This window comes from Collinsella aerofaciens (genome assembly GCF_040910245.1).
GTDB lineage: Bacteria > Actinomycetota > Coriobacteriia > Coriobacteriales > Coriobacteriaceae > Collinsella.
The window spans coordinates 99,830-123,585 of the sequence record NZ_JBDGAY010000001.1 but is presented as its reverse complement, the minus strand read 5'-3'; the positions used below and the strand labels follow the sequence as shown (position 1 = coordinate 123,585).

Annotated in this window: 14 protein-coding genes; 10 read left to right on the top strand and 4 right to left on the bottom strand. The window is 63.0% G+C overall.

Features of this window, described 5'->3' with window-relative positions:
* Positions 1–511: 511 nt before the first annotated feature.
* From gltB to AB5Z20_RS00460, 5 genes are all read left to right on the top strand, one after another.
* Positions 512–5,212: a glutamate synthase large subunit gene (gene gltB / locus AB5Z20_RS00480; protein WP_368155811.1), complete on the top strand. Its 4,701-nt coding sequence runs from the start codon at positions 512–514 to the stop codon at positions 5,210–5,212.
* Positions 5,213–5,217: 5 nt separating this feature from the next.
* Complete coding sequence (locus AB5Z20_RS00475) at positions 5,218–6,699, top strand: glutamate synthase subunit beta (RefSeq protein WP_368155810.1); 1,482 nt, start codon at positions 5,218–5,220, stop codon at positions 6,697–6,699.
* A 365-nt stretch (positions 6,700–7,064) separates the two neighbouring features.
* A complete protein-coding gene (locus tag AB5Z20_RS00470; protein ID WP_368155808.1) occupies positions 7,065–7,772 on the top strand; it encodes a hypothetical protein in 708 nt (235 codons plus the stop codon).
* 232 nt (positions 7,773–8,004) lie between these two features.
* Positions 8,005–9,042: a hypothetical protein gene (locus AB5Z20_RS00465; RefSeq protein WP_368155806.1), complete on the top strand. Its 1,038-nt coding sequence runs from the start codon at positions 8,005–8,007 to the stop codon at positions 9,040–9,042.
* A 327-nt stretch (positions 9,043–9,369) separates the two neighbouring features.
* Positions 9,370–10,740 (top strand): amidohydrolase family protein, encoded by a 1,371-nt coding sequence (locus tag AB5Z20_RS00460; protein ID WP_368155804.1) that lies wholly within the window; start codon positions 9,370–9,372, stop codon positions 10,738–10,740.
* Between the two features lie 99 nt (positions 10,741–10,839).
* On the opposite strand, the gene AB5Z20_RS00455 is transcribed toward AB5Z20_RS00460, so the two are convergent.
* The 4 genes from AB5Z20_RS00455 to AB5Z20_RS00440 form a co-directional block, all read right to left on the bottom strand.
* A complete protein-coding gene (locus AB5Z20_RS00455; RefSeq protein WP_346963759.1) occupies positions 10,840–11,313 on the bottom strand; it encodes a hypothetical protein in 474 nt (157 codons plus the stop codon).
* Positions 11,314–11,427: 114 nt separating this feature from the next.
* Complete coding sequence (locus AB5Z20_RS00450; protein ID WP_229071458.1) at positions 11,428–11,697, bottom strand: metal-sensing transcriptional repressor; 270 nt, start codon at positions 11,695–11,697, stop codon at positions 11,428–11,430.
* A gap of 137 nt (positions 11,698–11,834) precedes the next feature.
* Positions 11,835–12,056 (bottom strand): heavy-metal-associated domain-containing protein, encoded by a 222-nt coding sequence (locus AB5Z20_RS00445; protein WP_225093789.1) that lies wholly within the window; start codon positions 12,054–12,056, stop codon positions 11,835–11,837.
* A gap of 79 nt (positions 12,057–12,135) precedes the next feature.
* Entirely contained in the window at positions 12,136–14,481 is a 2,346-nt protein-coding gene (locus tag AB5Z20_RS00440; protein WP_368155803.1) for a heavy metal translocating P-type ATPase, read from the bottom strand.
* A gap of 560 nt (positions 14,482–15,041) precedes the next feature.
* Between AB5Z20_RS00440 and AB5Z20_RS00435 the strand changes: the two genes are divergently transcribed.
* From AB5Z20_RS00435 to AB5Z20_RS00415, 5 genes are all read left to right on the top strand, one after another.
* Positions 15,042–17,291: a DEAD/DEAH box helicase gene (locus AB5Z20_RS00435; RefSeq protein ID WP_368155801.1), complete on the top strand. Its 2,250-nt coding sequence runs from the start codon at positions 15,042–15,044 to the stop codon at positions 17,289–17,291.
* 668 nt (positions 17,292–17,959) lie between these two features.
* Positions 17,960–18,721, top strand: a complete 762-nt coding sequence (locus AB5Z20_RS00430) for a 4Fe-4S binding protein (RefSeq protein WP_346963756.1) — start codon at positions 17,960–17,962, stop codon at positions 18,719–18,721.
* Positions 18,722–19,060: 339 nt separating this feature from the next.
* Complete coding sequence (locus AB5Z20_RS00425) at positions 19,061–20,893, top strand: NAD(P)-binding protein (protein WP_040359255.1); 1,833 nt, start codon at positions 19,061–19,063, stop codon at positions 20,891–20,893.
* A complete protein-coding gene (locus AB5Z20_RS00420; RefSeq protein WP_438861062.1) occupies positions 20,887–22,698 on the top strand; it encodes a [FeFe] hydrogenase, group A in 1,812 nt (603 codons plus the stop codon). Before AB5Z20_RS00425 ends, AB5Z20_RS00420 begins: the two co-directional genes overlap by 7 nt.
* Positions 22,699–22,700: 2 nt before the next feature.
* On the top strand, positions 22,701–23,756 hold the full coding sequence (locus AB5Z20_RS00415) for an ABC transporter substrate-binding protein (RefSeq protein ID WP_368155799.1): 1,056 nt from the start codon (positions 22,701–22,703) through the stop codon (positions 23,754–23,756).

The window sequence follows — 23,756 nt, the reverse complement described above, 5'->3', positions numbered from 1 at the left end:
GCGTGCCGTTTGCTTGACGCCGCAAAGGATACCCGTTTTAGGCTAAAAAGTTAACCAAGACTAACAAGATTGTTGTATTTGAATAGGATGGTGAAAGGGGATTGCCGAAATGTCTTGATCTGTAACAACTAGGGATGGAAATTGGGTCTAGGTGTTACAGATCGAGACAGGAAGAAATGGTCCTATGGAAAATCTCAATCTGTAACAGCTAACCGCCAAAACCGGCCCGTCGTGTTACAGATCGAGACAAACCAAAACCGTCCTGCAGAAAATCTCAATCTGTAACATCTAGGCGCCAAAATTGGGTCTTCCTGTTACAGATTGAGATGTTTGAAGCGGTGAGCTTGCAGGCCGAACCTGGGGTCCTTGTTGTCGCCCTTGAGGTCGGCGGCACCCACTCGTAGGGCGTGCGTTACGCGATTGTTTCGAAACGGGTGGGAAACACAACGGGCCGGCGATGCTCCTAGTATGCCTACTCAACTGACTGTCTAATATCTAGGGGAGGATCGCGATGCAGGCAGATTCCGCTCAGCAGCAGGGCCTTTATCGCCCCGAATTCGACCACGATGCATGTGGCATCGGCGCGCTTGCCGATATCAACGGTGAGCGCCATCACCAGATTCTGGACGATGCACTGTCCATTCTGGTCAACTTGGAGCACCGCGGCGGCACGGGACTCGAGAAGAACACCGGCGACGGCGCCGGCATCCTGTTCCAGGTTCCGCATCACTTTTTCCGTAAAGAGGCTCAAAAGTGCGGCCAGATTCTGCCGGCAGAGGGCGACTATGGCGTGGCCATGCTGTTCTTCCCGCAGGACGACAAGGGCGTAGAGGACGCCCGTCGCGTGTTTGAGGAGGGCTGCGCCGAGGCCGGCGTGCCGCTGCTCTTTTGGCGCGAGGTTCCGGTCGACCCGCACGACCTGGGCGAGACGGCCCGCGCCTGTATGCCTACTATCCTGCAGGCCTTCCTGGGCCGTCCGGACGACACACCCGCCGGCGATGCCTTTGAGCGTCGCCTGTACGTGTGCCGCCGCACCATCGAAAAGAAGGCCGACGCCGAGTTTGCCCTGCGCGACAAGATCTTCTACGTGTGCTCCATGAGCTCGCGCACTATCGTGTACAAGGGCATGCTGGTCGCCACGCAGATGCGCCGCTTCTTCATCGATCTCAACGACGCCGCCGTCAAGACGGCCGTGGCGCTCGTCCACTCGCGCTACTCCACCAACACCACGCCCAGCTGGGAGCGCGCGCACCCCAACCGCTTTATCATCCACAACGGCGAGATCAACACCCTCAAGGGCAACGTCAACTGGATTCGCGCCCGCGAACCCAACCTGTACAGCCCCGTGCTGCAGCACGATCTTGAGCGCGTGATGCCCATCATCAACCGCGAGGGCTCCGATTCCGCGATTCTGGACAACGTGCTCGAGTTTTTGGTCATGAACGGTCGCCCGCTTACGCGTGCCGCGTCCATGTTGCTGCCCGAGCCGTGGGACCACAACGACAGCCTGAGCGAGGAGCGCCGCGCCTACGACGCCTACCAGTCCATGCTCATGGAGCCGTGGGATGGACCGGCGGCCATCGCCTTTACCGACGGGCGCACCCTGGGCGCCGCCCTCGACCGTAACGGCCTGCGTCCCGCCCGCTACTATGTGACGCGCGACGGTCGCTTTATGCTGGCAAGCGAGGTGGGCACCATCGAGGTGAGCCCCGAGAACATCCTGACGAGCGGCTGTCTGGGACCGGGTCAGATGCTCGAGGTCGACTTTGCCCGCGGGCGTGTCATCTACAACGAAGAGCTGCGCGCCCGTTACGCCAAGGAAAAGCCCTACCGTGATTGGATTGCCGAGGAGACGCTGACCGTCGACGCGCTCGATAGGCCTGCCGCGGCGACGCCGGCCGAGGACGCCGAGGTGCCCGCCGCCGTGCGTATGGCTAAGCTCGGGTATCACTGGGATGATGTTGACGAAGTCGTGCGTCCCATGGCCCAGCAGGGCAAGGCGCCGCTCGCCTCGATGGGTATCGATGCGCCGCTGGCCTGCCTGTCCAAGAAGACGCGCTCGTTCTTCGACTACTTCTATCAGCTGTTCGCTCAGGTCACGAATCCGCCCATCGACGCTCTTCGCGAGCATATGGTCACCTCGACCACGCTCTACCTGGGCAACCATGGCAACCTGCTCGAGGACTCCCGTACGGCCTGCCAGCTGGTTCGCTTGGAGCGCCCGTTGCTCAACGAGGAGGAGTTCGAGCGTATCTGCGCCATCGACCGCGTGGGCTTTAAGACCCGCCGTTTCCGTGCCGTGTACCGCCGTGATGCCGGCGAGGGCGCACTGCAGGCTGCGCTCAAGCAGCTTGCAGAGGACGTTGAGGCTGCGGTCCGCGACGGCGTGAACATCGTGGTGTTGAGCGATCGTGCCGCTGCGGGCGAGGTGCCCGTGCCGTCGCTGCTCGCCGTGGGCTGCGTGCACAACCACTTGATCCGCGCCGGCGTGCGTACCTTTGCCGACATCGTGGTGGAGTGCGGCGACGCCGTGTCCCCGCACGACTTTGCGGCACTGGTGGGCTACTCCGCGAGCGGCATCTATCCGTACAACGCACATGCGTGCATCCGCGATCTGGCGGCACGCGGCGACCTGGACGTGACGGCCGAGCAGGGCATCGCCAACTACAACAAGGCTGCGACCGCCGGTATCGTCTCCATCATGTCCAAGATGGGCATCTCCACGGTGCAGAGCTACCATTCGGCGCAGATCTTCGAGGCCGTGGGCTTTACGCCGGAGTTCGTCAACGCGTACTTCGCCGGCACGGTGAGCCGTGTGGGCGGTATGGGTGTCGAGGACGTTGAGCGCGAGCAAAACGAGCGCTACGACGCCGCGCTCGCTATTCTTAAGAGCCCGGCTCCCGATCAGCTGCCCACGCTGGGTCTGACCAAGTGGCGCCCGCTCGGCGGCGAGGATCACCTCATCGATCCGCAAACTGTCTACCTGCTGCAGACCGCCTGCCGTGAGGACAGCTACGACACCTTTAAGGAGTACAGCGCCCGCCTGCACCGCACCGGCCGTGCCGTGCGCCTGCGCGACCTGCTGGACTTTGATGCCAGCGGCCGCACTCCGGTGGCACTCGACGAGGTCGAGTCCGCACTCAACATCGTCCGCCGCTTTAACACCGGCGCCATGTCATATGGCTCCATCAGCAAAGAGGCACACGAGTGCATGGCCATCGCCATGAACCGCCTGCACGGCCGTTCCAACTCCGGCGAGGGCGGCGAGGATCCGCGTCGCGAGACCCCGCTGGCTAACGGAGACTCCAAGAACTCCGCCATCAAGCAGGTAGCAAGTGCGCGCTTTGGCGTGACGAGCCGCTATCTGTGCAGCGCCTTCGAGATTCAGATCAAGATGGCCCAGGGCGCCAAGCCCGGCGAGGGTGGCCACCTGCCCGGCAAGAAGGTCTACCCCTGGATCGCCGAGGTCCGTCAGTCTACGCCCGGCATCGGCCTGATCTCGCCTCCGCCGCACCACGACATCTACTCTATCGAGGACCTGGCAGAGCTGATCTTTGACCTTAAGAACGCCAACCCCGGCGCGCGCGTGTCGGTCAAGCTGGTCAGCGAGGCTGGCGTCGGCACCATCGCCACCGGTGTGGCCAAGGGTGCTGCCGACAAGATCTTGATCAGCGGCCACAATGGCGGCTCGGGTGCCGCTGCGCGCGACTCTATCTGGCATGCGGGTCTGCCGTTGGAGCTTGGCCTCGCCGAGGCTCAGCAGACGCTGCTGCAAAACGGCCTGCGCTCGCGCGTGGTGCTCGAAGCCGACGGCAAGCTCATGGACGGCACCGACGTCGCCGTCGCCTGTCTGCTGGGTGCCGAGGAGTTTGGCTTTGCGACCATGCCGCTCATCTCCATGGGTTGCCTCATGCAGCGCGACTGCCAGCAGGACACCTGCCCGGCCGGCATCGCTACGCAAAACTGCCGCCTGCGTCGCGGCTTCCGCGGCAAGCCCGAGCACGTTGAGCACTTTATGCTCTTTGTTGCCGAGCAGCTGCGCGAGGTCATGGCGAGCCTGGGCTTCCGCACCGTCGACGAGATGGTCGGTCATCCCGAGTGCTTACGCCAGATCGAGGTCCCGGGCAACCGCAAAGCAAACCTGCTCGATCTGTCGCCCGTGCTGGCGAGCGCGACCTGCGAGTTCGGTGCGCATATTCCGGGCGCCGACGGTCGCCACTTCCTGCCGCAGATGGCCGCGGACAGCGAGCTCGACAAGACGCTCGACTCCACGTTGTTTGTGCCCTATACGGCCGATGCCCGTGCGCACCTGCGTCCGATTCGCTTCCGCGCCGATATCGCCAACGTCAACCGCTGCGTCGGCACCATCTTGGGCAACGCGGTGACTAAGGCGCATCCCGAGGGTCTGCCCGCCGGCTCCATCACCATCGATTGCGATGGCTCGGCCGGTCAGAGCTTTGGCGCCTTCCTGCCGCGCGGCATTACGCTCAACGTGTGCGGCGACGCCAACGACTACTTTGGCAAGGGCCTTTCGGGCGGCGAGGTGTCGGTGCGCCCCAACCCGCATGCGACCTACAAGTTCGACGAGAACATCATCGTGGGCAACGTTGCGTTCTTTGGCGCCACGAGCGGCCGTGGCTTCATTAACGGTCTTGCCGGCCAGCGTTTTGCCGTGCGCAACTCCGGTGCCACCGTGGTGGTCGAAGGCTGCGGCAACCATGGCTGCGAGTATATGACGGGCGGTCTGGCGCTCATCCTGGGCGAGGTCGGGCAGAATTTTGCCGCCGGCATGACAGGCGGCGTGGCCTATGTCTTTGACCAGTACGGCACGCTCGATGCCCGTGTGAACCACGAGAGCGTTGAGCTCAAGGCCCCGACGGCCGGCGAGCTGGCGCAGATTCGCGAGCTCATCCAAGAGCACGTGGACGCGACGCAGAGCCCGCGCGGCATTAAGCTGCTCTACAGCTTCGACTCGATGAGCAAGCACTTTGTGAAGGTCATTCCGACCGAGTACGAGCGCGTGCTGGCGATTGTCGCTGCGGCCGAGGCCGTGGGCAAGACGCATGCGCAGGCCGAGGAGTTGGCGTTTGACATTGTGACCGGTCGCGCGAGCGCCGCGGATGTCGCTCGCTTTGATGCCGCGGGCGGTGCGGCTGGCGCTGCGCCCGTGGCCGCTACCGGTTCTGTTGCTTCGACCAAGAAGGAGGCGTAAGTGCCATGGGTAAGCCCGGTGCTTTTCTTGATATCGATCGCGTGACCCACGAGCTTCGCCCCGTGGAGGAGCGCAGCCATGATTTTGATCCGCTGTACGTGGAGCTCGATGACGACGCACGTCGCGCCCAGGCGAGCCGCTGCATGATGTGCGGTGTGGCGTTTTGCCAGATGGGCGCGAGCTTTGGCAAGGCACGCCCGAGCGGCTGCCCGCTGCACAACCTGATTCCCGAGTGGAATGAGCTGGTGTACCGCGGCCGTTGGGACGAGGCTGCCGAGCGTCTGTCGCTCACCTCGCCCATGCCCGAGTTCACGAGTCGCGTGTGCCCGGCGCTTTGCGAGGCTGCGTGCAACCTGGGTTCGGTCGACGGTCAGCCCACGACGATCCATGACAACGAGCGTGCGATCAGCGACCATGAGTGGGCAAATGGCGGTCCGCGTCGCTTTGAGCCGGCAGGGGAGGGCGCACCCACGGTTGCCATGGTGGGCTCCGGTCCTGCTGGTCTGGTGGCGGCATGGGAGCTTGCGCGTCGCGGCGCCCGCGTGACGGTGTTTGAGCGCGACGACCGCCCGGGCGGCCTGCTCATGTACGGCATTCCCAACATGAAGCTCGAGAAGTCCGTGGTCGAGCGTCGCGTGGCGCTCATGCGCGAGCTGGGCATCGTCTTTGAGCTGGGCGCTGATGTTACGAACCCTGCGGTAGCGGCCAAGCTCAATGGGTTTGACGCCGTTGTGGTGGCTGCCGGTGCTCGTGCGCCCCGCGGTCTTTCGGCTACGAATGTGGATGCCCCGGGCGTGGTGTATGCCGTGGACTACCTGACGGCTTCGACCGTCTCGGTGCTCGATGGCGGCGAGCCCGCGGTGAACGCGCGCGGCCTAGATGTTGTGGTCATTGGCGGTGGCGATACCGGCAACGACTGCGTAGGTACCGCGGTGCGCCAGGGTGCACGCAGCGTGCGTCAGTTTGAGTTCTTGCCGGCTGCGCCCGATAAGCGCGCGGCGAGCAACCCCTGGCCGCAGTGGCCCAACGTTAAGAAGACCGGCTACGGCCAGCAGGAGGCTATCGCTGCGATGGGTGGCGAGATGCGTGCTTGGGGCGTGGATACGCTCGAGGTGCTGCTGGACAAGAAGGGCGCGGCCGCGGGCCTGCGCGTGGCCGATTTGGATTGGTCGGCCGGCAAGCCCGAACGCATTGCGGGCTCCGAGCATGAGGTGCCGGCGCAGCTGGTGCTCATCGCCTGCGGCTTTACGGGTCCCGAGCACGGTGTGTTCGAAGCTGTCGGCGTGCCTGTTGCCACCGTTGGTCGTCCGCTGCCGGTGATGGCTGCCGAGGGCTCGCACCTCGCGGCTCGCGCGGAGGGTGTCGCCGCGGATGCCGCGCCGGTGTATGTGGCGGGTGATGCCCGCAACGGCAGCTCGCTCGTGGTGAACGCCATGGCCGATGCCCTGGCCTGCGCAGCCGAAGTCGCCGAGGCGCTTGCGCTGTAAAGTAGTCATTTAAGAACGTCCCCAACGACTAGTCATTGGGGACGTTCTTTTTTGTCTAGTCGTTGGGGACACTCTTCACGGGGCGCCTGTTCGTTTGTCGACGTATGGGTGTTCATTTGTCGACTTCTTGGGCTGTGGTCACCTGTTGTTTCTGTGGTGGCTGCGGGCATCTGGCTCAAAAGGGCGGGTTGGCTGTCTATGTCTACCTGCGGTTTCTTTGCGGTGCGCTCATTCGGTCAAGTGTCCCGTCAAGTGTTTGGTTAGCATCTGGTTTGCAGTCGAAGGCCTATTTTGCCCGCGCTGACAGTGGCTGCTCGCCCTCCTCGTAAGCTCAAATTGAGGTTCATCAGTTTGAGGAGGATGCCATGACTGACCAAGTTTTTGACCGAGCACAGCTGGCCGAAGCCGTCGGCAGCGATATTGCCGACATGGCTCACTTTTGGATGCTGCGGAAGTTTCAATTCCTGGAGCCGGCGCGCGAGCGGTTCGAGATTATCGTCGATCCGTGGCTCAGCTATTGCGAGGAACCTTCTCAAAACGAAATCATGGCCTACAACATGGCGTTTACCGATTGGCTGCTGTTTGAGCGCCCCTATTACCACGGCAAGACGCTGTTGGAACTGTATGTGGACGAGCCGCCAGCGTCAATTTCTCCAGCTTCGCTCGGGCGACTTAAGCGGGTGCGTGACACGCAGTATTTCTCGCGCTTTGGCATTTTGGACAAGGATCCCGCGACTGGCATGGTCGTGCTGGAGGATACGCGCACCGACCGTCGCTTTGACGTCTACGACCCACATATCGTGCAAAAGGAGCACTGGAACGATGGCGCGATTGCGGTGCGACTCGCGTGCGTCGACGATGTCTGGCTGACGGCGGGGCAGCTCTACCTGTATGACGTCGCGCGGCTGAGCGACACGGCGGTCGACGGGCCGGGCGCGGTGCATCCCGAGGACCTAGAGGACGGTTTCGACACCTCGTGCATCAGCTTCTTTTTGCGCCTGGTCCGCGACATCATGGGTGCTCAGGGGCGCTACGTAAAGTCGCTCAATATTTACGAGCAGGAGTGGGAGTAGGGAGTGGGCTGTCGCAGCGCCGCCGCCTGTCTATTTGTCTCGATCTGTAACGTTTAGGGACAAAAAACCGGTCTACCTGTTACAGATCGAGACAGAGGTTAGACGCACGACTGAAAATCTCAATCTGTAACAACTAGAGGCTCAAAGACTGTCTTCCTGTTACAGATCGAGACGTTTGCCGACAGCGGCAACGGTGACAACGGCCCATTTCCCTGATGTGGTGGTGATGAAAGTGTCTAATACCGTTCTTAAACACAAGCAGGCGACACGTAACACCTTGGCGCGGAATAGGATGCTTGCCAGGCTCACGGAGGCGGCTGAGCAAGGCGTGCTGCTTGTGACGCACGACAATGCCGAGCTCATGTGGCTGCGGCGTCATGTGGGAACCGATGATATTGCGGAGCCCGAGCCGTATTTGTTCTGCTTTCAGCATGATTGGGTTGTACTGACGCCGGCGGAGCGAGCGCTGCGGACCATTAAAGGGCTTGCGGAGTTTCATCCAGACTGGGCGTTTTGGGGTTATGACGCGGCACTTTTGTGGGGTCTGGAGGTGCCGAATGATCTGCTCGGGCCGCGATTTCTTGTTAAGACAGGTTGCTCGGTGCCGCTGAGTGCAGGATGCCGACTGTTGCGTCCGCAGACGGCGGGTGCGCTCGAGAGTGTTGACGGCGTGCAGGTTACGTCGTTTTGGCACACGGTAGAGGATTGCCTGCTGCGTGCGCCGTTTTCGTATGGCCTGGCGATTGCCGATTCTGCGTTGCGAGCAAAGGGCGTATCGCGCGATGACTTTTGTGAGCGGCTTCGTATGGATTGTGAAGGCAAGCGCGGGTATCGCAGAGCGCAGGTGATTGCGTCGTATGCGGACGGGCTGTCCGAAAACGGCGGCGAGTCTCGTTTTCGGGCGTTCTTTATTGCGTACGGCTTTCCAGTTCCGGAACTGCAGGTGGAGTTTCGTGATCCGCTCGATCCGAGCCAAGTGTTTCGCGTTGATTATTTTTGGAGGCTCGAGGACGGAACGTGCGTGATTGGCGAGCTGGACGGAAAGGGGAAGTATGCCTTGCAGAACGACGAGGGTCGGGAGTTGATCGACCCATTCGTGGCAGAACGTCAGCGAGAGTCTCATCTGACGATGCTTGGGCACAAGGTGCTTCGGTTTACGTTTGATGAGCTCAAGAATCCGGGGAAGCTGGTTGAGAAGATGAGGCTGGCGGGAATTCCACAGCGGGCCGATTTGGCTGAGGAATGGAGATGCCGGTGGTATGGGCGCTGAGGGGTGCAGCTGATGCGGATGTGGTTGTTCCTGTCGAGTTTGTCTCAATCTGTAACAACAAGGGACCGTTTGGCCTCGTAACTGTTACAGGTCAAGACAGAAGGTTGGCGCCTGCTGAAAGATCTCAATCTGTAACATCTAGAGGCTGAAAACCTGTCTATTTGTTACAGATTTAGACGTTTGGCGACGGGGCTGGAGTGGGGCTGCAACGCATTCCGTTCCCCGCATCTCCTTCTTCTTCCCGTTAGCCGATATGTCCGGCTTTAGTTTGCTGCATTAGGTGATAATGGACAAATGTTCAAGTTAATCGTGAGGGAGGAGCTCGATATGGCGACTGCCGATCGTCCCACGTTGTTTATCAATGCGACCGTCCTGGATGGCTCGGAGCATATGGAGCCGCAGCCCGATATGGCCGTGGCCGTTGAGCGCGGTGTCATCACCTGGATTGGCCCGAGCGCCGTGGCGCAGGCGCCGGCGGGTGCCGAGGTCATCGACCTGGCGGGTGCGTATCTCATGCCGGGTCTCATCAATATGCACGTGCATCTGTGCGGTTCGGGCAAACCGGTCTCGGCGGGCGATGCGGGCGCGCTGATGAAGAAGCTCGATAATCCGGTGGGCCGCGCCATCGTCCGCCACATCCTCAAAGGCAGCGCTCAGCAGCAGCTGGCAAGCGGCGTGACCACGGTGCGCGGTGCAGGCGACCCGCTGTTTGCCGATCTGGCCGTGCGCAACGCCATCGACGCCGGCAAGTATCAGGGTCCGCGTCTGGTAGCACCGGGAACGGGTGTCACGGTGCCGGGTGGTCACGGTGCGGGCCTCTTTGCGCAGGTGGCCAATACCCCCGACGAGGCGGCCGAACAGGTGCGCGATCTGTATGCGCGCGGTGCCGACGTCATCAAGCTGTTCGTGACGGGTGGCGTGTTCGACGCGACCGAAGTGGGCGAGCCGGGCGTGCTACGCATGCCGGTCGAGGTTGCCGCTGCGGCGTGCAAGGCGGCGCACGAGGTTGGCCTTCCGGTCATGGCCCATGTCGAGAGCACCGAAGGTGTGAAGGCCGCGCTTCAGGCTGGCGTCGACACAATCGAGCACGGCGCTCCGATAACCTCCGAGATTCTGGAACTGTACCGCGGCGCCGCGGGAACACAGCTCGAGGGACGCGCGCCGAGCGTGACCTGCACGATCAGTCCGGCGCTGCCGTTTGTGTTGCTCGATCCGGAAAAGACCCATTCGACTGATACGCAAAAGAAGAACGGCGACATCGTGTGCTCGGGCATTATCGAGAGTGCTCGTGCGGCGCTGGAAGCCGGTATCAAGGTGGGCCTGGGCACGGATTCGAGCTGCCCGTTCGTGACACAGTACGACATGTGGCGCGAGGTGGCCTATTTTGCCGAGTACGTGGGCGTGAGCAATGCCTTCGCACTGCATACAGCCACGAAGGTCAATGCTGAGCTGCTGGAGCTGGGCGGCGAGACCGGTACGATCGAGTGCGGCAAGGCGGCTGACATTTTGGTGACGCGCGAGAACCCGCTCGATGACCTGTGCGCTCTGCGTGAGCCGATGCACGTGATGTGCCGCGGTGACCTGGTGCGCAAGCTGAAGGTCAAGCGCATCCCCGAGGTTGACACCGAGCTCGACGCGATTATGGCCATGCCGGCAGAAGCCCTGGCAGAGGAGCTTGCCCGCGATGGCGTAGCGTAAACGCTGGTGCGACAGCTTCATCGAATGATGTCGCTCCATGCAAAAAGCCGAGGTCTCAACGCGAGGCCTCGGCTTTTATTTTGTCCTATGGTGTAGCGGCTAGGAGCGCGTCTCCATCTTGGCGTGGCACTTGGGGCAGGTGACGCGGATCTTGCCCTTGCCCTTGGGGACGGACAGCATCTGGCCGCAGTTGGGGCACTTGAGGTAGGCCGTGGTCTTGCGACCCTTCCACATCTTCTTGGCCGTTCGCTTGGCGCGCTCAAAGTCCTCCTTGCTGGTACCAGCGGCACGCGAAGCGTTTGCGGCCGCAGTCCCGCCGCCCAAGCTAGCGACGAACTTGCCGAGGCCGGGGACGTTTGCGGTCGCCGTAACAAAGGCGTCGTTCTCCTTGCGGCGCGCGTCGATGTTTTTGGACAGGCCGCGCAGCACGCCAATCACGATAACGGCGATGGCGATCCAGCTGAGCCACTGAATACGGGCCATCGATCCGATCATCGCGATGACGATTCCAGCAAAGCCCATCACGATGGTGAGCTCGTCGGCGCCGTTGCGACCCTTCATAAAGTCATTCATGCAGAACTGCCTTTCATTTCGCTGTGCTGCACGCTTTTATACCCCTTTTGGTGCAAGGGGGACAGGTTAATCTGCACCAAGGTGGTGCAAACGTACCTGTCCCCCTTGCACCAATTACTTGGCGAGCTTGTCGACGACGCGCTCTATCTCGGCGAGCTTGGCGGCTTTGAGCTCCTCGTCGCCCGATTCGATGGCCGAGGCGACGCAGCCCTCGATGTGTGCCTTCAACACATCGGCGTTGATGCGGGCGATGAGCGCCTGCGTGGCCATGAGCTGCGTGGAGATGTCGACGCAGTAACGGTCCTCCTCCACCATCCGCAGGATGCCGTCGATTTGCCCGCGCGCCGTCTTGAGCATGCGGGTCACCGATTTATGGTCTGCCATCATGGCGGGTCCTCGTTTCTGGTCGATTTTCCGGATGCCCCGTCAGTTGCGGTGAAATAGTTCTTGTTTGCAGGCTTGAAGCGCTAAAACAGGAACTATTTCACCGCAACTTCTGAGGATTGAGTAGGCGGCGCCTGCTACGCGGCGGTCACGGACAGGGCGTGGAACTTCTCGCCCGCGCCCTCGACGGCGGCGGCGAGCTGCTCGGCGGTCACGGTGTCGGCGCACTCTACCTGGACGGTCTGGGTCTCGTGATCGGCATCGGCATCGGTCACGCCGGCTACGTTGAGCAGCGCGGTCTCGACAGTAGCGTCGCAGTGGCCGCACATAAGGCCAGACGTTTTAACGATGTAGTTCATGATTATCTCCTTTTCGTTGAGTACCTAAAGTTGCGGTGGAATACGGACTAAATAGCGGTTTAGCTAAGCATGTTACGCCTTATTTCACCGCAACTGATGGTTTAAAGGTTCGCAGGCGCAGGGCATTGCTTACGACGCACACGCTCGACAGACTCATGGCCGCGGCGCCAAACATCGGCGAGAGCTGGCATCCGGTGAGCGGGAAGAACACGCCCGCGGCGAGCGGAATGCCGATGCCGTTGTAGAACAGTGCCCAGAACAGGTCCTGCTTGATGTTGCGGATCGTGGCGCGTGAAAGCTCGATGGCGCGGGCGACGTCCATGAGGTCGCTGCGCATGAGTACCACGTCGGCGCCCTCCTTGGCGATGTCGGCGCCGGTGCCGATAGCAAGGCCCACGTCGGCGCGCGCCAGGGCGGGGGAGTCATTGATGCCGTCGCCCACCATGGCGACCTTGCCGCCCGCATCCTGCAGTTCGCGCACGTGGCGTTCCTTGTCGGCGGGGAGGACGTCGGCGATGACCTGTTCGCTGCTCAGCCCCACGCGGCGGGCGATGGCCTCGGCCGTCACGCGGTTGTCGCCGGTGAGCATGCGCACATCGACGCCGAGCGAACGCAGCGCGGCGATGGCCTCGGCACTCGTCTCCTTGACCTCGTCAGCCACGGCGATGGTGCCAACGAGCTCGCCGTTCTTGGCAAAGAACAGCGGCGTCTTGCCCTCGGCAGCGAACTGCTCGGCAAGACTGGCGGGCACCTCCGCGCCCAGATCGTTCATCAGACGAACGTTGCCGGCTGCGATGATATTCTGCCCCTCGCGCGCCGTGACGCCGCGACCGGGCACGGCGGCAAAGTCCTCGACCATGCGTGCGACGATTCCGCGTGTCTCGCACTCGGCCATAATCGCTTCGGCCAGCGGGTGCTCGCTCGAGCGCTCCAGCGCGGCGGCCAACTTGAGCAGCGCCTTTTCGCTCATGGCGGGCGAGCCATCGGCGCGCGTGGCTACCACGATATCGGTTACGGTAGGCTTGCCGCGGGTGACGGTGCCCGTCTTGTCGAGTACCACGGTGCCCACGCTGCGCAGGTTCTCCAGCGCCTCGGCGCTCTTAAACAGGATGCCCATCTCGGCGCCCTTACCGGTGCCAACCATAATGGCGACGGGCGTGGCCAGGCCCAGCGCGCACGGGCAGCTGATCACCAACACGGCCACGGCGGAGGTGAGCGCCTCGTTTATGCTGCCGGTCAGTGCCATCCACACCGCAAAGGTCACGGCCGAGATCACGAACACCACGGGCACAAACACGCCGGCGACCTTGTCGGCCAGGCGGGCGATGGGCGCCTTGGTGGCGTTGGCGTCCTCGACGAGCTGGATGATCTTGGCGAGCGACGTGTCGGCGCCCACGCGCGTGGCACGGAAGGTAAACGATCCGGTGCGGTTGACGGTTGCGGCGTTGACGGTGTCGCCGGCGGTCTTTTCCACGGGGATGGACTCGCCGGTGAGCGCACTCTCGTCCACGGCCGAGCTGCCCTCGAGCACCACGCCGTCGACAGGGATAGACTCGCCGGGGCGCACACGCAGCACCTGGCCGGGAAGGATGCTGTCGACGTCCACGGTGGTTTCGGTGCCGTCGTCGGCAACGACGGTCGCGGTCTTGGGTGCCAGGTCGATCAGCGCCTCGATAGCGCCGCCGGTCTTGGATTTGCTGCGCGTCTCGAGGTATTTGCCCACGGTGACGAGCGACAGGATGGTGCCGGCGCTCTCAAAATACAGGTTGTCCATGCTCGTCATCATGGCCTCGCGCACCTGACCTGCGGCCAACTGGTCGGCCATGATGAACATGGCGTAGAGCGACCAGGCGATCGACGCGGTGGCGCCGACGGCGATGAGAGCGTCCATGGTGGGCGCGCCATGCACGAGCGACTTGAAGCCGTTGATAAAGTACGCGTCGTTGATGTAGACGATGGGGATGAGCAAGACGAGCTCGGTGAGGGCAAGCGTCATGCTGTGGACGTGGTCCGTGAAGATGCCGGGCAGCGGCCAGCCGAGCATGTGCCCCATGCCTATGTAGAACAGCGGGATGAGAAAGATGATTGAGATGATGAGACGGGTGCGCATGGCGGAGGCAGTGGCCTCCAGCTTTTTGGTCGGCGACTCCATATGGGCGGCGCCGGACCTGGCTTGCGCGCTGCCGCTTGAGCTGGTGGCATCGGTGTCCGCGCTGACGGGCGAGGCCGAATAGCCCGCGCGGTCGACGGCAGTGCAGATATCGTCGGGGGAGACCTGCGCGGGGTCATAGTCCACCAACATGGAGCCGGCGAGCAAGTTGACCGCGACGCTTTGGACGCCGTCGAGCTTGCTGACGGCGCGGTCCACGTGCGCCTGGCAAGCGGCGCACGTCATGCCGCCCACGTCAAACTTATCTTGAGCCATGGCTTCTCCTTTCTGTAGTTCGGTGTTGGAATTGTTAACCTGCCGATACTATACACCCATACCCCCTGGGGGTGTCTAGTCCAGAAAGAAATGTATGACATTCCGATACAGATGAGGGCGGCTGCTCAATCGTTGTCAGCCCCTGTCAAACATCTCAATCTGTAACATCTAGCAGGGAAAATGAGCTCTAACTGTTACAGATCGAGATGTTGTTTTGCGTGGCTGAGCTCTGTCTTGATCTGTAACGGTTCGGCCGGTTTTTGCTGAGCAACTGTTGCAGATTGAGACAATCGGCCCAGACCCGCCCCGTCCGCCCCGTCATCTGTGGTTTACGTGGGGGCATGCGAAGCGCGGGTATACTAACCGGCGGCGAATCTGCTCCATCGCTTAGAGCTGCTGCGTCTGGACGGCGCGTGATAGGGCTGCCAAAGCGATCGCCGGCGTGCTGAGCAACGTCCTCTCTGTGCGCACCTGTTTTTGTATGTATTAGCGCACTACCAAGCACGCCCGCGCGGCCGCATGCCGCGCCCATAACGCGTGCAGATAAGGAACAACAACATATGCGTAATTCTGTATCCGACGTCACGGACGCCGAGATTCTGGACGAGACCCGCGAGGCCATGACCCAGGCTGCCTTCGATGCTGCCGACGAGGCCAGCGCCGCCGAGACCGTCGAGTCCGCGACCGAGAGCCTGCCCGCCTTTGACGAGCTGGGACTTTCGGACGAGATACTTCGTGCTATCGAGAACCTGGGCTACACGGCGCCCACGCCCGTGCAGGCTGGCTCGATTCCCGTGGTGCTCGAGGGCCGCGACCTGCTTGCCGCCGCTCAGACCGGCACCGGCAAGACGGCTGCCTTCTTGCTGCCGACCATGAACAACCTGGAGCACATCGCTCCGCCCAAGCCCGTGCGCGAGCGTGGCGGCCGCAACCGCCGTCGCGGCGCCAAGAAGCCCGAGGGCAACGGCCGCGGCCCCGTGATGCTCGTCATCACCCCCACGCGCGAGCTTGCCCAGCAGATCGATGAGGTCGCCAGCAAGATCGCCGACGTTACGGGTCATGTTGCCGTGACCGTCGTGGGCGGCGTGAGCTACAAGCCGCAAACCGCGGCGCTCAAGTACGGCTGCGACATCCTGGTCGCCACGCCGGGCCGTCTGGTCGATCTGATCGAGCAGGGCGCCTGCCACCTGGACGAGGTCAAGGTGCTGGTGCTGGACGAGGCCGACCGCATGCTCGACATGGGCTTTTTGCCCGCCGTTCGCCGTATTGTGCGCGAGACGCCTGCCGAGCGCCAGACGCTGCTGTTCTCGGCCACGCTTGACGAGGAGGCCGTGGGCGAGATCACCGACCTGGTGAGCGACCCGGCCCGCGTGGAGATCGCGCCTGCCACGTCGACCGCCGACACCGTCGACCAGTTTGTGTTCCCGGTGTCCATCGAGGCCAAGAACAACCTGCTGCCCGAGTTCCTCAAGAAGGAGGGCCCGGAGCGCACTATCGTCTTTATGCGCACCAAGCACCGCGCCGACAGCTGCTGCCGTCGTCTGGAGCGTAAGGGCATCAAGGCTGCCGCGATTCACGGCAACCGCAGCCAGGCCCAGCGCGAGCGCGCGCTTTCGGCCTTCCGCGACGGCACCGTCGACGTGCTGGTGGCGACCGACGTGCTCGCCCGCGGTATCGACATTAGCGACGTGCGCTACGTCGTGAACTTTGACGTGCCGGCCGAGCCGACCGACTACATCCACCGCATCGGCCGCACGGGCCGTGCCGGCGAGCTGGGCTGGGCCATTACGTTTGTGACTGAGCAGGACGTCGATGAGTTCTACGAGATCGAGAAGCTCATGGACAAGACGGCCGACATTTATGACGCCGGCGACCTGCATGTGGGCCCCAATCCGCCCGCGGTTGACCCCGAGCGCGATCCTGCGGCCTTTAAGGTGAAGAAGAAGACCAAGCGCGGCAAGTCCAAGAGCAAGAAGAAGCTCGAGCAGGCACGTCGCGACGGCAAGCGCAACGGCGATGACTACGGCGATGTGGCCGGTCGTTCCAACCGCGGTCGCGACGAGCGTCGCGGCGACGGCGAGCGCCCGAGCCGTCCCAAGCGCGGCGGCAAGACCCGCGTGCGCGAGGGCGTTCAGGCTCGCGTGGACGAGGCCGTGGAGAGCGTGGCCCGCGAGGTGGCTGCCGAGGAGCGTGCCGGTGCTGTTGAGCAGGGCCCGCGCGGCAACCGTGCCGAGCGTCGTGCCAAGCAGTTCCAGGGCGAGGCGCACCGCCGTCGTCGTGAGGACGAGGACCGTGGTGGCCGTCGTCGTGTTGAGCGTGAGGATGAGGGCCGTGGCTCGCGCGGCGGCAAGCGCGGTTCGGGTGACCGTCGTCGCTCCGGTCGCGATGACGAGCGCGGCGGGCGCGATGAGCGCCGTGGCGGCGAAGGCCGTGGTTCGCGTGACGAGCGTGGTACCCGCGGCAGCAAGCGCTTCGACGAGCGCGGGGGTCGCGAGGGCGACCGCGGTGGTGAGCGTCGCGAGGGCGCTCGTGGCAACGGTGGCCGCAGCGGCGCCGGTCGTTCGAATGAGTCGCGCGATCGTCGCGACCCGCGTGCCAGCCGCGATCGTCGCGATGACTGGCGCAACTACGACGACACCCGCGAGGAGCGCCGTGGCGGCTATCGCGGCGGGCGTGGCGGCAACCAGGCCGGCTCCCGTGGCGGTCGCGCCGGCGGTCGCGATGACCGTGGCAGCTATGGTAACAATCGTGGCGGCAAGCGCGGCGGCAGCTCCCGTCGTCCCGGCGACGGCGGCGGCAAGCGCAAGTAACATACGCGTCGCGCGCTAGAGCGAGGCGAACTAAGGGCCCCGAGCAACTACGCTCGGGGCCCTTTTGTTTGCCGCATCCGACCGTTGGTCCGGTGTGATTTGCTCAGGAATGCACCTGGAGGATGCTGAAGGCCCGTTTTCAGCCATGCGGCAATGGGTCCCATGGGGTGCGCCGTGCATTTTTTGGAGTATTCTGCAGATCGAGTTGCCTGCATACGATTCGACGTCGCCAGCGGTGGCCTTCGGATATCCCTAGCGAGCGTTTTGAGTCAGACTTTTCCGTTTTCCGTTTTCCGTTTTCCGGTGCAAAGGTGCGTCATTCTCGTTATAGCGGAACCCAAAATGATGCAGCGCCCTACAGTTTTGCCCGCTCGCGGCGGTGTTGGCACGAACGCGTTGCAGAATACTCCGTTTTTTGCACGGTCCGGGAGGGGGTACCTCAGGAGAACACAGCGGTATCACGTAAATATATGCAATCTGTAACGGAAATTATGCAAATCGATGAGGCAGACAGCATAGTTTGGTGCAAAGGGGTCAGGTTAATCTGCATCAGGTTGGTGGAAACAAACCTGACCCCTTTGCGCTAAACCGGGGTGTCCCCGCGCCGTATACTCTGTCTAAGCATGCGGGCGGCTTGGTGTGTTACCAAGCGTAGGGGAGGATGTTCGATGAGCATGTTCGAAATTGTGTTTAGTCCGACGGGCGGAACGGAGAAAGTGTCTGGTCTTGTGACCGGGGCGCTGGATGGGAATATCGTTACCGTCGATCTGAGCGATAGCGGGTTGGATTTCCACGGGGTCTCGATGGCGAAGGGCGACGTTGCGGTTATCTCCGTCCCATCATATGCTGGCAGGGTTCCAGCTGTGGCGGTTGAGCGACTGGGAATGGTGCGTGGCAACGGAGCTCGGGCTGTTTTGGTTTGTGTTTACGGGGGCCGCGCGTTTGAGGATACGCTTATTGAGCTGGAAGACGTTGCGAAGCGTGCCGGATTTAGGGTGGTTGCAGCGGTTTCTGCCATTGCTGAGCATTCCGTTGCTCGTCAGTTTGCTGCTGGGCGACCGGATGCGCAGGATGTGGCGCAACTTTCAGAGTTTGCGCAGCGGATCCGGCAAAAGCTACTGGACGGGGCTGCGTCCGAGCCCTCTATTCCCGGCAATCGTCCTTATAAGCAAGCTGGAGGCCACAGTATGGTGCCCCATGCAACGGAGGATTGCGTCTCCTGCGGTGCTTGCGCTGCGTTGTGCCCTGTTCGAGCTATCGACAAGGACGATCCAAGGCAGGTGGATGGCGAGGCGTGCATCTCCTGCATGCGTTGCGTCTCCGTATGCCCGCAGAATGCCCGCGAGCCTAATCCCGCTGCGCTTTCCGCCGTTACCAAGATGTTGAGCAAGGTTTGCGTTGTGCGGAAGGAATGCGAGCTCTTCATCTAGCGCAAGTGAGATTGGTGCAAACAAACCTGGCCCTTTTGCACCAAAAACGATCCGTTTTCCTCCGTTCCCAAGGGATCATGTGATCCGAAGGGGACGGAGGAAAACGGATCAAAAAGGAAAAATAGTAAGGCGCTCTTTTTCACATTGAATATTGCAATTTGGTAACGCGTTTATCAAATATGGCATTTATCTGCGGTAATGTTCTATTTCACCGCCGAGGGTGACATTTCATACCGCCTGCCGAACTGCGTGGAGACCTAACAACTTTTTAGGTCAGTGTTGTGCGTGTAGCAACTTCGCCCGGCCTCGCCTCCGGGCTGCCGCATGAGAGGGGATCTTATGGCACGACTGCACGTAATGGAACGCAGCCACGCTCAGGCCGTCATGGACGACCTGCACGATGCGCTTGGGCGCCGTCTGGCGGTGAGTTCGCTCGCCCCGTGCCCCGTTGAGTTTACGGCGGCGCTCGTCAACCTGTGCTCCACCCAGAGCTGCGGCAAGTGCACGCCCTGCCGTGTGGGCCTGAGCGCGCTGAGCGATCTGCTCGCCGATGTGCTCGAGGGCCGCGCCGACGAGTCCACGCTCAATTTGATTGAGCGCACGGCCCGCACCATCTACCTTTCGAGTGACTGCGCTATCGGCTACGAGGCCGGCGCCATGGCACTCACGGCCATTCGCGGCTTCCGCGACGATTTTGAGCACCACATTCGCGAGCACTCCTGCGGCTTTGACCGCGAGGCCCGCGTCCCGTGCGTCTCGGGCTGCCCGGCGCACGTCGACATTCCCGGGTACATTTCGCTCGTCGAGGCCGGCCGCTATGCCGATGCCGTCAAGGTCATCCGCAAGAACAACCCACTGCCGCTCGTTTGCGGCCTGGTGTGCGAGCATCCCTGCGAGATGCACTGCCGTCGTGGCATGGTCGACGATCCCATGAACATCCTCGCCCTCAAGCGTTTTGCCGTTGAGCACAGCGACCTCAACGATTACAAGCCTAGAGTGGCCGACAACACCGGCAAGCGCATCGCCGTGGTTGGCGGCGGTCCGGCCGGCCTTTCCTGCGCCTACTACCTGGCCGTGATGGGCCATAAGGTGACCATCTTTGAACAGCGCCACCACCTGGGCGGCATGCTGCGCTATGGCATCCCCAGTTACCGTCTGCCGCGCGAGCGCCTGCAGGCCGAGATCGACTGGATCTTGAGCGCCGGCATCGACGTGGAACTCGACCACTCCGTCAACGGCGAGGAGCTTGCCCGCCTGCGCGACGAGTTCGATGCCGTCTACCTGGCCATTGGCGCCCACAGCGATAAGAAGCTCGGCCTTCCGGGCGAAGAGGCGCTCGGCGTGGAATCGGCCGTCAAGATGCTGCGTGCCATCGGCGACGACGAGCTGCCCGACCTGAGCGGCCAGCGCGTGTGCGTCATCGGCGGCGGCAATGTGGCCATGGACGTGGCGCGCTCTGCCGTGCGCTGCGGTGCCGAAAAGGTGAGCATCGTCTACCGCCGTCGCATCTGCGACATGACGGCCCAGGATGCCGAGATTGCCGGCGCCCAGGCCGAGGGCTGCGAGGTTCTGGAGCTCACCGCACCGCTCGCTATTGAGACGGGCGAGGAAGGTCGCGTGAGTGGCCTGCGCGTGCAGCCGCAGATTATCGGCGAGCCCCGTCGTGGGCGTCCGGCCCCGCGTGCCGCCGCCACGCCCGAGCGCGTCATTCCCTGCGAGCGCGTGTTTGTGGCCATTGGTCAGGACATCGACTCCAAGCCGTTTGAGGACATGGGCATCGCCTGTAAGTGGGGCTGCGTGGTCACCGATTCGGATGGCGCCGTGCCTAACTTTGATGGCCTCTTTAGCGGCGGCGACTGCCAGACCGGTCCCGCCACCGTCATCCGGGCCATCAACGCCGGCCGCGTTGCTTCGGCAAATATCGATCGCTATCTGGGCTTTGACCACAAGATCAAGCTCGACGTTGAGCTGCCGACCGTGCAGTTTAAGGGCAAGCACGAGTGCGGCCGCTGCGAGCTGGGCGAGCGCGAGGCCGGCGAGCGCATCCACGATTGGAATCTGGTCGAGCAGGGCCTTACCGAGGAGGAGGCACGCCAGGAGGCAAGCCGCTGCCTGCGTTGCGACCACTTTGGCTTTGGCGCGTTCCGCGGAGGGAGGAACCTGGAATGGTAGGGCTCAACAAAACCACTGTCAGCGACAACACCGAAAGCGGAGCACTCAACATGGTCAAGCTCACTATCGATAATTGCGAGGTCGTGGTGCCCGAGCACACCACGATCCTGGACGCGGCCAAGTCCGTCGGTATCCAGATTCCCACCCTGTGCTACCTGCGCGATCTAAACGAGATCGGCGGCTGCCGCGTGTGCGTGGTCGAGGTTGAGGGCTGCGACCAGCTGGTTGCCGCCTGCAACAACTACGTGCTCGACGGCATGGTGGTCCGCACCAACAGCCCCAAGGCCCGCGAGGCGCGTCGCACCAACGTGCAGCTGCTACTGTCCCAGCACGATTCGCAGTGCACGAGCTGTGTGCGCAGCGGCAACTGCAACCTGCAGACCATCGCCAACGACCTGGGCATTTTCTATCTGCCGTATCAAAGGCATTTGGCGGGCGAGGGCTGGGATTTCGATTTCCCCATCATCCGCGAAAACGACAAGTGCATTAAATGCATGCGCTGCATCAAGGTGTGCGAGAGCGTGCAGGGCCTAGGGATTTGGGACCTGACCAACCGCGCCACGCATACCGCCGTGGGTACCCGCGGGCGCGCACCGATCGGCAAGACCGATTGCGTCGCGTGCGGCCAGTGCATTACACATTGCCCGACGGGCGCACTGCGCGAGCGCGACGATACCGAGACCGTGTTTGACGCGCTCGCTAATCCCGACAAGATCGTGCTGGTGCAGATCGCGCCTGCCGTGCGCAGCGCCTGGGGCGAGGAACTCGGCATATCTCGCGAGGAGGCCACCGTTGAGCGCCTGGCTTGCGCGTTGCGCCGCGTTGGCTTTGAGTACGTGTTCGGCACCGATTTCTCGGCCGACCTCACCATTATGGAGGAGGGCTCCGAGCTGCTCGAGCGCATGGGCGCCGCCGCCAAGGGCGAGGGTGACAGCCACGGCTGGCCCATGTTTACGAGCTGCTGCCCGGGCTGGGTGCGCTATGTGAAGGCGCGCTATCCGGAGTTTGTCGATAGCCTGTCCACGTCCAAGTCGCCGCAGCAGATGTTCGGCGCTATCGCCAAGACCTATTACGCCAAGGTGCTGGGCGTGGAGCCCGAGCGCCTGTTCGTGGTGTCCGTGATGCCTTGCACGGCCAAGAAGGCCGAGTGTGCACTGCCGAGCATGGTGGGCGAGGGCGGTGCGCCCGACGTAGACGTTGCGCTGACGGTGCGCGAGATGGTGCGCATGATCCGCGCGAGCCACGTGAGCGTGGACACGCTGGTCGAGGAGCCGCTCGATACGCCGCTGGGCTTTGGCACGGGCGCGGGTGTGATCTTTGGCGCCACGGGCGGCGTGATGGAGGCCGCCGTGCGCTCGGCATATTACCTGGTGACGGGCAAGAACCCCGATGCGGATTTCTTTACCGACGTGCGTGGGCTGGATGGCTGGAAGGAAGCCGTCGCCGATATCGATGGCACCAAGGTACGCGTCGCCGTGGCGCACGGGCTGGGCAACGCCGCCCGCCTGCTCGATGCGATTCGCGACGGCCGTGCGAGCTATGACTTCGTTGAGGTTATGGCGTGCCCGGGCGGCTGCGTCGGTGGCGGCGGTCAGCCCATCCATGACGGCTGCGAGCTGGCGGCCGAGCGCGGCCAGGTGCTGTGGGGCCTGGATGCCGCTGCGGACATTCGCTTCTCGCATGAGAATCCCGATGTCCAGGCGTGCTACCGCGAGTTTTTGGGCGAGCCGCTCTCGCCGCTGGCTGAGGAGCTGCTGCATACCGACCATCACGCATGGACGATGCCTAACGAGGGGACGTGCTAGCGATGCGCGCGTTTGATTTTGAGATGTCGCGCCGGGGGTTTGCCTCGGCGCTTGCCGCGGGTGCGCTGTCGCTCGCACTCGCGGGCTGTGGCGGCGGGGCTGCCGGTGCCGGGTCCGCCGCGGGCTCGGCTGCCACGGACGGCGCCGGTGCTGCTGCAGAGCCGGTCGAGGTGCGCGTCGCCTCGCTCAAGGGGCCGACCTCGATTGGTCTGGTGCAGTTTATGGACCGGGCAGCCGATGGCGAGACGGACAATGAGTTCGACTTTGCGATCAATACTGCCGCCGATGAGATTGTGCCCAAGGTCATTCAGGGCGATATCGACATTGCCCTGGTGCCCGCCAACGTGGCGAGCGTGCTCTATAACAAGACTGAGGGCGCGGTGCAGGTCATCGACATCAACACGCTGGGCGTGCTGAACGTTGTGACGGGCGACGCGAGTGTGACCTCGTTTGGCGATTTGGCGGGCCATACCGTCTATATGACGGGCAAGGGCACCACGCCGGAGTACGTCATGAACTACCTGCTGGGGCGCGCGGGCCTGGCCGGCCAGGTGGCGCTTGAGTTTAAGAGCGAGCCTACCGAGGTACTCTCGGCTCTGCTTGCCGACCCGACTGCCGTGGGCGTGCTACCCGAGCCGTTCAAGACGGCGGCCATCGCCAAGAGCGAGGGCAAGCTGCCGGCACCGGTGAGCCTGACCGATGTGTGGGACGAGCTGGCAGGAGACACGGGCTCGCGCTTGCTGACGGGTGTGACCGTGGTGCGCCGTGCCTTTGCCGAGGAGCATCCCGAGGCCGTGGCGGAATTCCTGAGCTGCCATGTTGCGAGCGTTGAGGCCGTGAACGCGGCGCCGGCGGACTGGGCGCAGGCCGTGGTCGATGCGGGTATCGTCGATAACGCCGCGATTGCCGAAAAGGCGATTCCCGGGTGCATGCTCGTGTGCCAGACGGGGAAGGATATGAAGGCGGCGCTCGGTGGGTACCTGCAGGTGCTGGCCGATGCGGACGCGAGCGCCGTGGGCGGCAAGCTCCCGGCTGATGATTTCTACTACATGGAGTAG